Source organism: Ruegeria sp. CDSA246, from assembly GCF_059611225.1.
In genome coordinates, this window is sequence record NZ_JBXWPD010000012.1 from 39,648 (window position 1) to 54,319 (window position 14,672).

Annotated in this window: 15 protein-coding genes; 10 read left to right on the plus strand and 5 right to left on the minus strand. The window is 56.8% G+C overall.

Features of this window, described 5'->3' with window-relative positions:
* Positions 1 to 2: 2 nt before the first annotated feature.
* The 3 genes from bhcB to bhcD are packed head-to-tail and all read left to right on the plus strand — an operon-like array spanning position 3 to position 3,144.
* Positions 3 to 974 (plus strand): beta-hydroxyaspartate dehydratase BhcB, encoded by a 972-nt coding sequence (gene bhcB / locus AC2FI9_RS16050; protein WP_496769008.1) that lies wholly within the window; start codon positions 3 to 5, stop codon positions 972 to 974.
* Positions 975 to 985: 11 nt separating this feature from the next.
* On the plus strand, positions 986 to 2,149 hold the full coding sequence (bhcC, locus tag AC2FI9_RS16055) for a 3-hydroxy-D-aspartate aldolase BhcC (protein ID WP_496769010.1): 1,164 nt from the start codon (positions 986 to 988) through the stop codon (positions 2,147 to 2,149).
* Between the two features lie 11 nt (positions 2,150 to 2,160).
* A complete protein-coding gene (gene bhcD / locus AC2FI9_RS16060) occupies positions 2,161 to 3,144 on the plus strand; it encodes an iminosuccinate reductase BhcD (RefSeq protein WP_496769011.1) in 984 nt (327 codons plus the stop codon).
* A gap of 56 nt (positions 3,145 to 3,200) precedes the next feature.
* On the opposite strand, the gene AC2FI9_RS16065 is transcribed toward bhcD, so the two are convergent.
* Both AC2FI9_RS16065 and AC2FI9_RS16070 read right to left on the minus strand, forming a co-directional pair.
* Positions 3,201 to 3,986, minus strand: coding sequence for an inositol monophosphatase family protein (locus tag AC2FI9_RS16065; RefSeq protein ID WP_058275936.1), 786 nt, complete (start codon positions 3,984 to 3,986; stop codon positions 3,201 to 3,203).
* A 96-nt stretch (positions 3,987 to 4,082) separates the two neighbouring features.
* Positions 4,083 to 4,988: a LysR family transcriptional regulator gene (locus AC2FI9_RS16070; protein WP_496769152.1), complete on the minus strand. Its 906-nt coding sequence runs from the start codon at positions 4,986 to 4,988 to the stop codon at positions 4,083 to 4,085.
* A gap of 94 nt (positions 4,989 to 5,082) precedes the next feature.
* Between AC2FI9_RS16070 and metF the strand changes: the two genes are divergently transcribed.
* On the plus strand, positions 5,083 to 5,949 hold the full coding sequence (gene metF, locus AC2FI9_RS16075; protein WP_496724099.1) for a methylenetetrahydrofolate reductase [NAD(P)H]: 867 nt from the start codon (positions 5,083 to 5,085) through the stop codon (positions 5,947 to 5,949).
* A gap of 170 nt (positions 5,950 to 6,119) precedes the next feature.
* Entirely contained in the window at positions 6,120 to 6,770 is a 651-nt protein-coding gene (locus AC2FI9_RS16080; protein WP_496769013.1) for a J domain-containing protein, read from the plus strand.
* 50 nt (positions 6,771 to 6,820) lie between these two features.
* On the opposite strand, the gene AC2FI9_RS16085 is transcribed toward AC2FI9_RS16080, so the two are convergent.
* Positions 6,821 to 7,339 carry a YHS domain-containing (seleno)protein gene (locus AC2FI9_RS16085; RefSeq protein ID WP_058275938.1) on the minus strand — a complete coding sequence of 173 codons (519 nt, stop codon included), beginning with the start codon at positions 7,337 to 7,339 and terminating at the stop codon, positions 6,821 to 6,823.
* Positions 7,340 to 7,589: 250 nt separating this feature from the next.
* On the opposite strand from AC2FI9_RS16085, the gene yghU reads away from it, so the two are divergent.
* Positions 7,590 to 8,468 carry a glutathione-dependent disulfide-bond oxidoreductase gene (yghU, locus tag AC2FI9_RS16090; RefSeq protein WP_496769015.1) on the plus strand — a complete coding sequence of 293 codons (879 nt, stop codon included), beginning with the start codon at positions 7,590 to 7,592 and terminating at the stop codon, positions 8,466 to 8,468.
* Between the two features lie 42 nt (positions 8,469 to 8,510).
* Here the strand turns inward: yghU and AC2FI9_RS16095 are convergent, their stop codons facing one another.
* Positions 8,511 to 9,299: an SseB family protein gene (locus tag AC2FI9_RS16095; RefSeq protein WP_496769017.1), complete on the minus strand. Its 789-nt coding sequence runs from the start codon at positions 9,297 to 9,299 to the stop codon at positions 8,511 to 8,513.
* The gene (locus AC2FI9_RS16100; protein WP_496755200.1) at positions 9,292 to 9,879 is read right to left on the minus strand and encodes a uracil-DNA glycosylase family protein; all 588 of its coding nucleotides are present in this window, start codon (positions 9,877 to 9,879) and stop codon (positions 9,292 to 9,294) included. The genes AC2FI9_RS16095 and AC2FI9_RS16100 overlap by 8 nt, the downstream gene beginning before the upstream one ends.
* A gap of 230 nt (positions 9,880 to 10,109) precedes the next feature.
* Here AC2FI9_RS16100 and AC2FI9_RS16105 point away from each other — a divergent pair, with 230 nt between their 5' ends.
* The 4 genes from AC2FI9_RS16105 to AC2FI9_RS16120 are packed head-to-tail and all read left to right on the plus strand — an operon-like array spanning position 10,110 to position 14,671.
* Positions 10,110 to 10,769 carry an ABC transporter ATP-binding protein gene (locus AC2FI9_RS16105; RefSeq protein ID WP_282151737.1) on the plus strand — a complete coding sequence of 220 codons (660 nt, stop codon included), beginning with the start codon at positions 10,110 to 10,112 and terminating at the stop codon, positions 10,767 to 10,769.
* Entirely contained in the window at positions 10,747 to 12,321 is a 1,575-nt protein-coding gene (locus AC2FI9_RS16110; protein WP_496769020.1) for a KpsE/RkpR family capsule polysaccharide export protein, read from the plus strand. The genes AC2FI9_RS16105 and AC2FI9_RS16110 overlap by 23 nt, the downstream gene beginning before the upstream one ends.
* A gap of 5 nt (positions 12,322 to 12,326) precedes the next feature.
* Entirely contained in the window at positions 12,327 to 13,160 is an 834-nt protein-coding gene (gene kdsA / locus AC2FI9_RS16115) for a 3-deoxy-8-phosphooctulonate synthase (RefSeq protein WP_496769023.1), read from the plus strand.
* A gap of 14 nt (positions 13,161 to 13,174) precedes the next feature.
* A complete protein-coding gene (locus AC2FI9_RS16120; protein WP_496769024.1) occupies positions 13,175 to 14,671 on the plus strand; it encodes a phosphomannomutase/phosphoglucomutase in 1,497 nt (498 codons plus the stop codon).
* The last annotated feature ends 1 nt before the right edge of the window (position 14,672 follow it).

The window sequence follows — 14,672 nt, forward strand, 5'->3', positions numbered from 1 at the left end:
CAATGCTGGATCACATCCCCGCAGCGGATCTGACGATCGACGATATGCGCGCTGCGCATGAACGGATCAAACCCTTCATCCGGCGCACCCCGATCATGGTGTCGGACTACTTGAACGATCTGACCGGAGCGCAGCTGTTCTTCAAATGCGAGAACTTCCAAGAGGCCGGCGCGTTCAAAGTACGCGGTGCGAGCAACGCCGTGTTTGGCCTGAGTGATGATATGGCGACCAAGGGTGTTTGCACACACTCCAGTGGCAACCACGCTTTGTCCCTGTCTTATGCCGCCGGACGGCGGGGTATTCCCTGCAACGTGGTTATGCCGCGTACCGCGCCGCAAGCCAAGAAGGACGCCGTGCGCCGTTATGGCGGGACGATCACAGAGTGCGAGCCGTCAACCTCATCCCGCGAGGCGACCTTTGCCGAAGTTCAGGCCAGAACGGGCGGAGAGTTCGTGCACCCTTATAATGATCCGCGCGTCATTGCGGGTCAGGCCACTTGCTCGGCCGAAATGTTGGAACAGACAGACGGAATGGATGCAGTCGTCGCCCCGATCGGAGGCGGGGGCATGGTCTCGGGCACGTGCCTGACGGTTTCGAACCTGGCACCCGACACCGCAATCTATGCCGCCGAGCCAGAACAGGCGGACGACGCATACCGGTCCTTCAAAGCAGGTCACATCATCGCCGATGATGCGCCAAAAACCATCGCCGACGGGCTACTCGTGCCGCTGAAAGAGAACACGTGGCACTTCGTGTCCCGAAATGTGACCGACATTTTCACCGCCTCTGACGACGAGATCATTGAAGCGATGAAGCTGACGTGGAAATACCTGCGCGTCGTGATGGAGCCGTCATCGGCCGTGCCTCTGGCAACCATACTCAAGAACCCGGACGTATTCCGCGGCAAGCGCGTCGGTGTGATCATCACCGGCGGCAACGTGGATCTGGACAAACTGCCCTGGCTGAAAGGGTAAGGAGGAACGACATGAACAAACCTGTGAACATCAAAGAACTGGAAGTCGGGTTCGACATCCCCGCTGCAATCGGCATGGATGAAAGCGAAATCCAGACCCCTTGCCTGATCCTGGACCTTGATGCGCTGGAGCGGAACATCAAGAAGATGGGCGATTATGCCAAGGCTCATGGTATGCGCCACCGCGTGCACGGCAAGATGCACAAGTCCGTCGACGTCGCCAAGCTACAGGAACAGCTCGGCGGTGCGGTTGGCGTCTGCTGTCAAAAGGTATCTGAGGCTGAGGTTTTCGCGCGGGGCGGCATCAAGGACGTTCTCGTGTCGAACCAAGTCCGTGATCCGGCCAAGATCGACCGGTTGGCGCAACTGCCCAAATTGGGCGCGCGCATTATTGTGTGCGTAGACGACATCGACAATGTCGCCGACCTGTCCAAAGCCGCTGTCGATCACGGCACGGAACTTGAAGTCTTTGTCGAAATTGACTGCGGTGCAGGTCGGTGCGGCGTGACCACGACCCAAGCTGTTGTCGATATCGCAAAGGCAGTCAACGCAGCACCCAACCTGAAATTTACCGGCATTCAGGCCTATCAGGGCGCGATGCAGCACCTCGACACCTATGAGGCGCGCAAAGAGAAGCTGGATACAGCCATCGCCATGGTCAAAGACGCGGTTGACGGTTTGAAAGCCGAAGGCATCGACTGCGAGCTGGTTTCGGGCGGTGGAACAGGATCATACTACTTCGAGAGCAATTCAGGCATTTACAACGAGTTGCAGTGCGGATCCTACGCTTTCATGGATGCGGATTATGGGCGCATTCTGGACGAGAACGGCAAACGGATCGATCAGGGCGAATGGGAAAACGCGCTGTTCATTCTGACCAGCGTTATGAGCCATGCCAAGACTGACAAGGCCATCTGCGACGCCGGCCTCAAGGCGCAATCGGTCGATAGCGGCCTGCCTTTCATCTTTGGGCGCGACGATGTGCAATACCTCAAATGTTCGGACGAGCACGGTGTCATCGGCGACCCCGACGGCGTTTTGAAGGTGAACGACAAGCTGAGGCTGGTGCCTGGGCATTGTGATCCCACCTGCAACGTCCACGATTGGTATGTCGGTGTGCGCAACGGCAAGGTCGAGGCTCTGTGGCCCGTGTCGGCCCGCGGAAAGGCTTATTGATGAGGGATGCTATGACCACGCAAGATGGCCTGCTGATAGTAGGCGAAGACCTGTGCGAACAGCTGGTGGGCCGCCAACAGGCCTTTGATGCGGTCCAATCCGTGTTTGGTGCAATGGCCAGCGGTGGGGCGCGGAACTTTCCGGTCGTTCGCGAGGCACTGGGCTACGCTGATGCGCTGTATGGTTTCAAATCCGGTTTTGATCGGGACGGACAGGTGTTGGGCGTTAAGTCCGGCGGCTATTGGCCGGGCAATGCCGAACAAGGATTGACCAATCACCAATCCACGGTGTTTCTGTTCGATCCTGATACCGGGCGGCTATCTGCGCTGGTAGGCGGAAACTACCTGACGGCCGTGCGAACAGCAGCTTCATCAGCGGTTTCGATCGCACATCTTGCTCGGAAAGATGCCAAAGTGCTGGGCATGGTTGGCGCAGGTCACCAATCGACCTTCCAACTGCGTGCGGCAGCAGAACAGCGTGCATTTGAAAAGGTTGTCGCCTGGAATCCGCACCCCGACATGCTGCCCCGTTTGGCGGCTGTCGCCGAGGAAATCGGACTGGAATTCGAAGCCGTCAGTCAACAAGAGCTTGGTGCCCAATCGGATGTGATCATCACAATCACCTCGGCATTCGAGCCGCTATTGATGAAAGACTGGATCAAACCGGGCACGCATCTGGCCTGTATGGGCACAGACACGAAAGGCAAGATGGAGGTCGACCCGGCGCTGGTCGCCTCGGCCACCGTTTTCACCGACGAGGTCGCCCAATCCGCGACGATCGGTGAGGCGCAGCACGCTATAGGAAGCGGTACTTTGACCGAAACACAAATCACCTCAATTGGTGCAGTCATCAACGGCGATCATCCCGGGCGGACCAGTGCTGACGAGATCACCCTGTTCGACGGAACTGGCGTGGGTCTGCAGGACCTCGCTGTTGCATCCGTCGCCGCGCGGCTGGCGGACGAAGCAGGTCTGGCGCAACGCGCGACCCTCTGAAAACAAAAAAAGCGCGCCTCAATCGGGGCGCGCTTACGGAATTGCTATGTGGCTGATTAGCCTCGGATCACCTTGGAAAACTGGTCGAAAATCGGCTCGTTCGAACAGATCACTTCACCGTCTTCCAAAACGTTGCCTTCAGGGTTTAGCGCCTGAACAAATCCGCCCGCTTCTTGGACGATGATGATTCCGGCGGCCACATCCCAGGAATTCAGGCGACGCTCCCAAAAGCCTTCGTAACGCCCCGCTGCCACATAAGCCATGTCCAGCGCGGCGGCACCCCAACGGCGCACACCAGCACAAGCAGGCATTAGGCGCGCCAGATCCTGCAGCGTTGCAGGCAGGTCCGAACGGCCACCAAAAGGCAGGCCGGTCGAGAAAATCGACTCGATCATCCGATGACGGCCCGAGACGCGGATACGCATGTCATTCATCCAAGCGCCCTCGCCTTTTTCGGCAAAGAACATCTCATCCTTGGCGGCGTCATAGATTACGCCAGCCACGATCTTACCCTTGTGTTCCAACGCAATTGAGATCGCCCAGTGCGGCAGACCGTGCAAGAAGTTCGTGGTGCCGTCCAGCGGGTCGACGATCCAGCGGCGGGTCGGGTCTTCGCCCTCAATCACGCCACCCTCTTCGGCCAGCCAGCCGTAGGTCGGGCGTGCGCCCAGCAGTTCCTCTTTCAGGATCGCCTCGGCAGCAATGTCAGCTTTGGAAACAAAGTCGCCTGCGCCTTTCATCGAAACCTGAAGGTTCTCGACTTCACGGAAATCCTTGACCAAAGAACGCCCCGCCTTGCGCGCGGCTTTGATCATGATGTTGAGGTTTGCACTGCCAACCATTGTCCAAAGGCTCCTGTCCGGTCAAACCGCGCGTATACTGATGCAAAGCGCCCTTGCCAAGAGGAATGATGCGCATACCAGACCCGCGTTTTTTGCCTATTGCGCCTGCAGCTTGCGCGCCTCGGTTTCAGCCAGCTTGATCAGCTCTTGCACAAAGGGTTTTTCCAGATCCTCGCTGCGCACTGCCGCGTAAAGCCTGCGGGTGATGCCGTCCTTGGTTAGGGGGCGGGTGACGTAGTCGGAATTGTACTTCACTTCGCGCACAACCCAGTCAGGCAGCACCGAAATACCGCGGTTCGACGCGACGAGCAAAAGGATCACTGCAGTCAATTCGACCTGCCGGATTGCTGCCGGCTCGACCCGCGCGGGTATCAGCAACTGGCTGAACACATCCAGCCGGGTGCGCTCGACCGGATAGGTAATCAGGGTTTGCCCACGGAAATCCTCGGCTTCGATGAACTCTTTCTGCGCCAGCGGGTGGGATGAGGCAGCAACAAAAACAGCGTCATAGTCAAACAGTTCAATGAACTCGATGCCGGGCAGGTCTTCTGGATCGGACGAAACGACCAAATCGACTTCTTCTTTTTGCAGCGCAGGCAGGGCGTCAAATGCCAAACCCGGGCGGATATCGACGTCCACGTCACCCCAGGATTTCCGGAAAGATTCAAGCACCGGGAATAGCCATTCGAAACACGCGTGGCATTCGATCGCGATATGCATCCGGCCCGTACGCCCATCCCGAAGTGACGTGAATTCCTGTTGTGTGGCCTGGACTTGCGGCAATATTTGTTCGGCCAACCGCAGCAGCCGCAGCCCTGCCGCCGACAGCTTCATCGGCTTGGACCGGCGCAGGAACAGTTCAACCCCCGCCTGATCCTCTAGCCCCTTGATCTGATGGCTTAGCGCGGATTGGGTGATGTTCAGTTGATCCGCCGCACGGGCAAGCCCACCGCATTCGTGGATCGCCTTGATCGTACGCAGGTGGCGGAATTCAATGTGCATTACAGTGATACTCATGTTGTTCTTGAATAATATGAGTTTGTCTCACATTGCCCAAACTGGCACAAGGTCCTTGTACCAATCAAATGAGGCCGTGATGACCAAGCCAGAAATTTCATTCGAGTTCTTTCCGCCCAAGACGCTCGAAGCCTCGTTTCGTCTTTGGGACACGGTTCAGACTCTGGCCCCGTTAGAGCCGCGATTTGTCTCGGTCACCTATGGTGCGGGTGGCACAACGCGGGAACTGACCCGCGATGCGGTGGCGACCCTGCACAAATCCTCGGGGCTGCCTGTTGCTGCGCATTTGACATGTGTTGATGCCTCGCGGCAGGAAACGCTGGAAATCGCGGATACTTTCGCGCGGGCGGGCGTACAGGATATCGTAGCCCTGCGCGGTGATCCGCCAAGCGGTCAGGATCGTTTTGAGCCACACCCCGAAGGTTTTGCAAATTCGGTTGAACTGATTTCGGCCCTGGCTGAGACCGAGATGTTCAACATTCGAGTCGGCGCCTACCCCGACATTCACCCCGAGGCACAAAATGCCCGCACCGATATTGAGTGGCTCAAGGCCAAACTCGATGCAGGCGCAGATGAGGCCCTGACCCAGTTCTTTTTTGAGGCCGAGACGTTTTTCCGGTTCCGGGACGCCTGCGAAAAAGCCGGCATCGACAAGCCTATCGTGCCCGGCATCCTGCCGATCGAGAACTGGAAAGGTGCACGCAATTTCGCCAAACGATGCGGCACGCGCATTCCCCAATGGGTCGAACAGGCGTTTGAAAAGGCCGTGCGCGACGATCGTGAGGATTTGCTGGCTACAGCATTGTGCACCGAGCTGTGCTCGGACCTGATCGACGGGGGCGTGGACAAACTGCATTTCTACACGCTGAACCGGCCGGAATTGACGCGTGATGTGTGTTTTGCCCTTGGCATAACGCCGAAAACTGATCTGCAAAACGTGGCCTGAATGGGGCTCGGGAAAAGGGCGCCTTCACCGGCAGGAATAAAACTGAGAACAATTGCTGCGCACTGCCGCAATTGTTCCTGCAGGCACTTCAATTTTATGTGAAATTTGACAAGTTCGCAGTCCTGTTCAAACTGGGACAGTAACATTTTTTGTAATGAGTATTTTGGGTTATGGAACCTGCTGACAAGATCAATGCCCGCACAGAGGCACTGTATGCGCTAGGGTTAAATCAAAGCGCTACCTCTGATGAAATCAGAAACGCCTGGCGAAACATTGCGTTTCATGGGCACCCTGACCAAGCCGAAGGCGATAGTTCTGGATTTACACGCGCCAAAGAAGCCTATGACCTTCTGCGCAAGGAAGGGCTGGCCGGGAAAGGCACCGGGCTGAGGAAACCGCTGCGTCCAAAGCTGCGGCGACGCGTTGTTACGTTGGAAGCAGCTGATATTAACGCATGCCGCGCTTTATTGAATACTGCATTGCCAGACCGATCAGAAGAGATCGAAACACCCGAATCCGAGCTTGCGTGCAAATCAGACCATGTTCCGGATGCGGTCGGGTTTTTCGGACGCCATTTGACGTTCTTTGTCTCGACGCCAGTCTACGAAGGGGCAAATCGTGTTGCTCTGCCAACGTCAGTTCTGGCCGGGTCGCGCCGAACGGAAACAGAGGTTTTGAATTTCCAGTCGAACGATTCCGGCGGCGGCGAGGTTGTTGTCCCCGACGCGATCATTGCCCGGACGTTCCCCGGTGCCAAAAGCGTTCGCATTCGGTTCGATGCCGATCAGCAGATGCGGGACGAATTCTCGTTTGCGCATTGACGAAAAAGCCCGGCTGGAATGAGCCGGGCTTTGGTTTGGCGAGTGGCCACCTAGTTTGAAATCGGGCCTTCCGAAGTGAATTTCGGGATCACGCTGGAGGATGCGCCATCGGGTTCGATCCCCGGCCAGTTGCCTTCGGCGAGGTTGATATTGCCGGGCACGTCTTCTTCCCAGAAACCGACGACGACATCGGTGATGTTCAGATAAAGCTTGTCATCGACGATCCGCCACAGGTTCGGGTTCGCAGGGACTTTGCCTCCCTTCGAAACACCGTATGCGCAATGTCCGTCATATTGCGGTGCGTAGAAGGCTGGATTCTCCTGAAATTTGTCGCGGTTCTCTTCAGACGAAAATGCCCAGGTGGCACCATTGTATTCCGCAGTGATGTCTGCACGGCCGCGTACAGGTGCTGGCTGAGATTGGCCAACCGCAACCTGATCTAGGCCACGGTAGGCGACGACATCGTAGCCGGACACGGCGAACCCGGTGCCGTCAATATACTGGTCACCAGCAAAGGCCGGAGCGGCAAGGGTCAGTGCCGCGGCTACAGTCAGGGCAAAACGTTTCATGGTGGTAAGTCCTTTTGTCCTCGGGGTTGTTGATTTGCCCGAACTTGCGGGTCTGAATATACAATAGGCAATTCAGATCGCTTGCGAAGTCCCCCTCGCGTCGCTGTGACGTTGAATGAGAATTCGTGAGATGTCGGGTGAGGATTGTTACAAAAACGCTGCGCTCTGGGGGGTTGGACTCGGTGCTTTGCAACATTAGCTGTTGTGATGGACGGACAATTCACGTGCACTTTGCGAAGAAAGGCAAGAAATGAGCGAGCAACCGACCTATACGCCCCCAAAGGTCTGGACATGGGACAGCCAGAATGGCGGCCAATTTGCCAACATCAATCGCCCAATCGCTGGCGCCACTCACGACAAGGATCTGCCGGTTGGACGGCACCCGCTGCAACTATATTCGCTGGCCACCCCCAATGGCGTCAAAGTGACCGTGATGCTGGAGGAACTGCTGGCGCTGGGTCACGAAGGTGCCGAATACAACGCATGGCTGGTCAATATCGGCGAAGGCGATCAGTTCAGCTCGGGCTTTGTCGGGGCCAACCCTAATTCGAAAATCCCCGCTCTTTGGGATCGCTCAGGCGACAAGCCGACACGCGTGTTCGAAAGCGCGTCGATCCTGTTTCATCTGGCCGAAAAGTTTGGTGCGTTTTTGCCAGAGTCCGGACCGGAACGTGCGGAAGTCATGAACTGGGTCTTCTGGCAAATGGGCAGTGCACCCTATTTGGGCGGCGGATTTGGCCATTTCTACGCCTACGCGCCGGAAAAGTTCGAATACCCGATTAACCGCTTCACGATGGAAACCAAGCGTCAGTTGGACGTTCTCGATCGTGAACTGGCCAACAAGACGTATATCGCAGGCGAGGATTACACCATCGCGGACATGGCGATCTGGCCCTGGTATGGTCAACTGGTTCTGGGTCGCCTGTACAGCGCCGCGGAATTCCTGGATGTCGAATCGTACAAAAACGTCATGCGGTGGGCCAAGGCCATCGACGCGCGCCCTGCCGTACAGCGTGGCCGCATGGTCAACCGCCCATTCGGTGAGCCACATACCCAGCTGCACGAACGCCACGAGGCCAGCGATTTCGAAACCCGCACCCAGGACAAACTGGAAGCTGCTGCGGAATAATCCCCAAAGCCCCGCAGATCCTTCGTGCGCGGGGCTTTTTTCCTATTTTAGAATGGGTGGCTTATCCGGGTTGCTGCCAGGTATCGTCTGCGCGACAACACGAGCCTCTGGCTGCGGCAGATCGAACCGCAAACCAACCCGCGCCAATGAGGCAGCTGCTTGATCGTGCGCACCGAAGAACCCGACATCCATTGCCCCTGCCTCAATCCCGGAAAACGTCAACGCCTCGGACGTGGCTTTAGCGAGTGCGGGCTCGGCGCCTTCGACAGCACCTATGAACCCAAGCAGGTGCCCGGAACCGCCGCCTTCGGACTTCGTTCCCACCAGATATGCGGCTTCAGCCAATCCAACGGCCGTGGCAAGTTTCGCATCCAGTGCGGTCAACAAATCGTCGGGCAGACCCGCAGGGGGCAAGAACTCTGCCAACCGTTGCTGAACCTCCTCTGGTCCATGCTGCAGAGTTTCCGCCAGCCAACCCAGCGCCTCGGACGGGATCAGCATAGAGGACGGCGCAACTTCGAGGTTGAGGCCCAGCCCGATCCCCTGCCCCGCCAGCATGGAGGACAACACCCGGCCCGACAACGCCACATAAGGAACAGGACGTTCGGCAAACCGCGCTAACCGGTCCTCTCGGTCAAAGGCCAGCACGAAGCGTCCATCAGCGACGTCAAACAACTCGGGCGAGATATTTTCGCCCTTCGCCTCTTCCGTCAGCATCAGAAACAGCTCGCTGTCGGCAAGCCGTTCGAAGAAACGCAATCGCGCTGAATCATCGTTTGGGGCGGCAGCCATTGCGGTGTGGGCAGTGTCCAAAGCGGTGGTTTCAGTCATTCAGAACCTCTTGCACCCGCGCACGCAGAACCGGCAGAAGGTCGGTCTGGAACCACGGGTTTTTCTTCATCCATGCCGTATTCCGCCACGAGGGATGAGGCAAGGCAAAGACGCGCGGCGCATGGTCCCGCCAGTTGCGAACCGTTTCCGTCACCGAGCTGCGCACATGCAGGTGGTATTTATGAGCGTGCCCACCCACCAAAATAGTAAGGGGTATTTCCCCCAGCGTTTGCATGACTTTGTTGTGCCAGGTTTGCCCGCAGACGGGGGGCGGCGGCAAATCCGCCTTGCGCGCATCATACCCCGGAAAACAAAAAGCCATCGGCACGATTGAAACCTGTGACCGATCGTAGAACACAGCTTCATCCACCCCAAGCCAGTCCCGTAAGCGATCTCCGGACGGATCGGTGAACGGTCGGCCCGACTCATGCACCCGTGCGCCAGGGGCCTGACCGGCAACCAAAATCGGCGTTCCCGGCTGAAACCAGACCACTGGGCGCGGCTGATGCGCGGTCTCTGTCGCAGCAAATCTTTCCGCGCAAATACGGCAGGCCGAGATTTCTTTCTGTAGCGAATTCATCAGATGGCAAGGTTTCCTGCATCAAATTGGTTGACGGTCACCCTGAAAGATAGTCAACGCAATGCGTGGGTCCAACCGATGGAAAAGTCACATTACCAACAGCACACGTGCCGGTACATTGATCATTGCCACCAAAACTCGACATAATATGGCCCACATAAAACGTAGGATAACAACCCGATTACCGGCACATCCGGTACTTATAAAATGGTGCAAGCAGCAGGCCCTCAATGCTTGAGTTTGAAAATGTCAGTAAGTCCTTCTGGACCGGGACACGCCGCAAGGTGATCCTGGACAGTGTCTCGTTTCGGGTCCAACTGGGCCGTTCGATTGGCATTCTTGCACCTAACGGAACCGGCAAGACCACCTTGATCAACATGATGGCAGGTCTGGAAAAGCCCGATGAAGGCGTGATTCGAAAGTCCTGCCGGGTATCTTTTCCTATGGGTTTCACCGGAGGTGTCGCAAACAAACTGTCCGCCCTGGAAAACGCGCGCTACGTCGCCAACATCTACGGGATGGACCCCGATTATGTCGAAGCCTACTGCAAATGGCTATGCGGATTGGGGGAGTATTTCGACCAACCCCTGGCCACTTATTCCAGCGGTATGAAGGGGCGCTTTACGTTTGCTTTGATGTTAGCTCTGGATTTCGACATGTACCTGATTGACGAAGGCATGCCGGCGTCGACTGATGTCGAATTCAACAGGAAGGCCGGCGACATCCTTCGGGAAAAACTACGCACGACAACATTGGTGATCGTGTCACACAGTCCCGCCGTGCTGGAGAAATTTGCGCAAGAGGCTGCCGTTTTGATGGATGGCCAGCTTTATATGTTCGACACCTTGGAAGAGGCAAAGCAGCTATATGACTACCAAACCCAAGGCTAGCATCTACAACTGGCGCCGCAAACGCCGCAATGCGGGAACGGAAGAAGACCGCGCTGACGCCATTTCGCGCATTCGCAACGCGACGCGGCCACCCGCTGCGGCCAATGACTCAGAGTCCAATACCGAGATTGACGCCATCAAAAACGAAGGGCTGACCGGGCGTCAATTGCGGATGGCACGCAGACTGGCGCAGAAGAACGGGCTGGAGGCGACTTCGGACTATGATGCGGTGCGTTTGCTGCGCCAAAAGGGCATCGATCCGTTTCATCGCGCCAATTTGCTGGGGATGGCGGGTGAAACGGCACAGACCGAGGATCAGACCAAGGACAAGGTCACGATTCATTTGCCGCAAACGGTCAGCGAAGGTGGAAGGACCCTGCCCGGACCGGAGATGTCCCCTACGCAACGGCGCGAGTTTGAAATTGGCGAGATACAGAAAGACATCGCCCGCCGCCGCCGTCGCAAACTGCTTGCCCTGTTTGCCCGCCTTGCGGTTTTCGTCTTCCTGCCCACCTTTATTGTCGGGTTCTATTTCTACCGAGTGGCGACGCCCATGTATGCCAGCGACTCGGCCTTCTCGATCCTTCAGGCGGACGGCGGCGGGGCATCGTTTGGCGGGTTTTTGGCGGGCACACAATATGCCACCGCGCAGGATTCTGTCGCCACACAGGAATTTCTGGAGTCCAAGGATGCCTTGCTGAGGCTTGAACGTGACATGGGCTTTGAAGAAATTTTCAAGCAGGAGTGGATCGATCCTATTCAACGGCTTTCGCCGGACGCCACGCTGGAAGAGGCCTACAAGCTCTTCCGACGCATGATCACCATCGGGTACGACCCGAGCGACGGCATTATCCGGATGGAAGTCGCGGCCCCTGATCCGCAGATTTCGGTGGCCATCTCTGACCGTCTTCTGTCCTACGCCGAAGAAACCATAAACGGGCTTACAGAACTTAAGCGCGAAGACCAGATGCGCGATGCGCTGGATGGTTTTGAAATGGCCCAGCAGGAACGCAGAAAAGCGCAGGAAGATCTGATCGAACTTCAGATTCAAGGCGCGTTGCTGGACCCTCAGAACGTCATCGCCAGCTTGCGTGGCCGCATAGACGCCATGGAAACGCAGATTCAGGACAAAGAACTACAATTGGCCGCATTGCTGGACAATCGTCGTCCGAACCAGGCCAAGGTGGATGGTGCCCGTGCGGACATCGCGCGATTTGAGGCTGTGTTGGCAGAACTCAACGCGGAAATGCTGGATGTGTCTGCAGGCGAAAATTCGCTTGCCCGGCTCAGTGTACGAATTCAAATGGCGCAGGCCGATCTTGTTGCCAGGGACATGATACTGCAGACAGCTATGCAGCAAATGGAAACCACACGGACTGAAGCAAACCGCAAAGTGCGCTATCTGACGGTGTCCGTAAGGCCGGTGCCAAGTCAGGAACCCACCTATCCGCGCAAGTTCGAAAATACGATTTTGGCTTTTCTGTTGTTTGCTGGTATCTACCTGTTGATCTCGCTTACCGCGTCGGTCCTTCGTGAACAGGTATCCTCGTAAGACACATGAAACATGTAAAAATCTCCGACCTCACGGTCGGCAATGATCTGCCTCTGACGGTCATTGCCGGCCCCTGTCAGCTTGAAAGCGCGGATCATGCGCAGATGATCGCAGGCAAAATGAAAGAAGCCTGTGATGCCGCCGGTGCGCAGTACGTTTTTAAGGCCTCGTATGACAAGGCGAATCGCACCTCAATTTCAGGTGTCCGTGGACCCGGAATTGCCAAAGGTCTGGACATTCTGGATGATGTGAAAAAACAAATTGGGGTGCCTGTCCTGACTGACGTACATACGCCAGAGCAATGCGCAGACGCGGCCAACGTTTGTGATGTTTTGCAGATTCCCGCGTTATTGTGCCGTCAAACCGACTTGGTGTTGGCCGCAGCCCAAACAGGCGCGGCGATCAATGTTAAAAAAGGGCAATTTCTGGCACCATGGGATATGGCGAACATTGTCACCAAGATAGAGAGTGTTGGTAACTCGAATATTCTGCTGACAGAACGTGGCACCTCGTTTGGGTACAACACCTTGGTGACAGATATGCGCTCGCTCCCGCAGATGGCGGCGACAGGCTATCCGGTTGTGATGGACGCAACCCACTCGGTTCAGCAGCCTGCAGGGCTTGGAGGTTCGACCGGTGGTCAGCGTGAATTTGCTCCGGTGATGGCGCGCGCAGCTGCCGCCATAGGCGTCGGTGCTGTGTTTATTGAAACACACGAAGACCCGGACAAGTCTCCGTCAGACGGTCCGAACATGATCTATCTGGACCAAATGCCTCAATTGATTGACACTTTGATGCGCTTTGATGCATTGGCCAAAGCCAATCCTATACAGATTTGAGTAAGAGCAATAGCATGACCAAACCCATCCCCGAGGTGACCCCGAACACCTGGAGTTTTCTGCGCGATCCGATGATCAAGCCAACCGGCTTTCGCGAATATGACGCGCGCTGGAAATACCCGGAAGAGATCAACCTGCCCGGCATGACCGCGCTTGGCTTGGGTCTGGGCACACAGATGCGCAAGCGTGGGATCGAACCGGTGATTGCGGTGGGTAATGACTATCGCGACTACTCACTGGCGATCAAAAACGCGCTGATCCTGGGCCTGATGCAGGCGGGTATTCAGGTTAAAGATATTGGCCCTGCGCTTAGCCCGATGGCCTATTTCGCGCAATTCCATCTGGATGTGCCCGCCGTAGCCATGGTCACAGCCAGCCACAATCCGAACGGCTGGACAGGGGTGAAGATGGGCTTTGACCGCCCACTGACCCACGGCCCCGATGAGATGTCGGAATTGCGTGACATTGTCCTGAACGGCGAAGGCGTCACCCACGACGGTGGGTCCTACGAATTCGTCGAGGGCGTAAAAGAAGCCTATATCGACGATCTGGTCGGTGATTTCAAAATGTCCCGTCCCCTGAAAGTCGTATGCGCAACCGGAAACGGAACGGCTTCGGCCTTTGCGCCTGAGATTTTCGAGCGCATTGGCGTCGAAATGGTGCCCAGCCACACCCAATTGGATTACACTTTCCCCCACTATAACCCCAACCCCGAGGCTATGGAGATGTTGCACGACATGTCCGCCTCTGTGAAAGCCAGCGGTGCCGATCTGGCTCTGGGCTTTGACGGCGACGGCGATCGCTGCGGTGTTGTGGATGATGAGGGGGAAGAGATCTTCGCCGACAAGGTCGGTGTGATCATGGCCCGTGATCTGGCCAAATTGTATCCGAACTCGACCTTTGTGGCAGATGTGAAATCCACTGGTCTGTTTGCCAGTGACCCCGAATTGCAGGCCCTTGGTGTCAAAGCGGATTACTGGAAAACCGGCCACAGCCACATGAAGCGTCGGGTCAAAGAGATCAACGCGCTCGCCGGTTTTGAAAAGTCTGGTCACTACTTTCTGGCTGAACCGATCGGGCGCGGCTACGACTGCGGGATGCGGGTTGCCGTTGAAATCTGCAAGCTGATGGATCGCAATCCTGACCAAAGCATGTCGGACCTGCGTAAAGCGCTGCCGAAAACCTGGTCGACGCCGACCATGTCGCCCTATGCCGCCGATACCGAGAAGTATGACATTCTTCAGCGGTTGGTCGACAAGCTGGTTGCCAAGGCAGATGCCGGAGATACCTTTGCCGGTCGCGCGATCAAAGAGGTCGTCACTGTCAATGGCGCTCGTGTCATTCTGGACAATGGCAGCTGGGGTCTGGTGCGCGCATCCTCGAACACTCCGAACCTTGTTGTGGTCTGCGAAAGCAGCCAGAGCGAGGACGAAATGCGCGCAATCTTTGCCGATATCGACGCGGTCATTCGCACCGAACCCGGCGTGGGCGACTACGATCAGACCATCTAAG

Coding starts and splice junctions, on each gene's coding strand:
- bhcB (WP_496769008.1), top strand. CDS start 3: ATGCTGGATCACATCCCCGCAGCGGATCTGACGATCGACGATATGCGC.
- bhcC (WP_496769010.1), top strand. CDS start 986: ATGAACAAACCTGTGAACATCAAAGAACTGGAAGTCGGGTTCGACATC.
- bhcD (WP_496769011.1), top strand. CDS start 2,161: ATGACCACGCAAGATGGCCTGCTGATAGTAGGCGAAGACCTGTGCGAA.
- AC2FI9_RS16065 (WP_058275936.1), bottom strand. CDS start 3,986: ATGGTTGGCAGTGCAAACCTCAACATCATGATCAAAGCCGCGCGCAAG.
- AC2FI9_RS16070 (WP_496769152.1), bottom strand. CDS start 4,988: ATGCACATTGAATTCCGCCACCTGCGTACGATCAAGGCGATCCACGAA.
- metF (WP_496724099.1), top strand. CDS start 5,083: ATGACCAAGCCAGAAATTTCATTCGAGTTCTTTCCGCCCAAGACGCTC.
- AC2FI9_RS16080 (WP_496769013.1), top strand. CDS start 6,120: ATGGAACCTGCTGACAAGATCAATGCCCGCACAGAGGCACTGTATGCG.
- AC2FI9_RS16085 (WP_058275938.1), bottom strand. CDS start 7,339: ATGAAACGTTTTGCCCTGACTGTAGCCGCGGCACTGACCCTTGCCGCT.
- yghU (WP_496769015.1), top strand. CDS start 7,590: ATGAGCGAGCAACCGACCTATACGCCCCCAAAGGTCTGGACATGGGAC.
- AC2FI9_RS16095 (WP_496769017.1), bottom strand. CDS start 9,299: ATGACTGAAACCACCGCTTTGGACACTGCCCACACCGCAATGGCTGCC.
- AC2FI9_RS16100 (WP_496755200.1), bottom strand. CDS start 9,879: ATGAATTCGCTACAGAAAGAAATCTCGGCCTGCCGTATTTGCGCGGAA.
- AC2FI9_RS16105 (WP_282151737.1), top strand. CDS start 10,110: ATGCTTGAGTTTGAAAATGTCAGTAAGTCCTTCTGGACCGGGACACGC.
- AC2FI9_RS16110 (WP_496769020.1), top strand. CDS start 10,747: ATGACTACCAAACCCAAGGCTAGCATCTACAACTGGCGCCGCAAACGC.
- kdsA (WP_496769023.1), top strand. CDS start 12,327: ATGAAACATGTAAAAATCTCCGACCTCACGGTCGGCAATGATCTGCCT.
- AC2FI9_RS16120 (WP_496769024.1), top strand. CDS start 13,175: ATGACCAAACCCATCCCCGAGGTGACCCCGAACACCTGGAGTTTTCTG.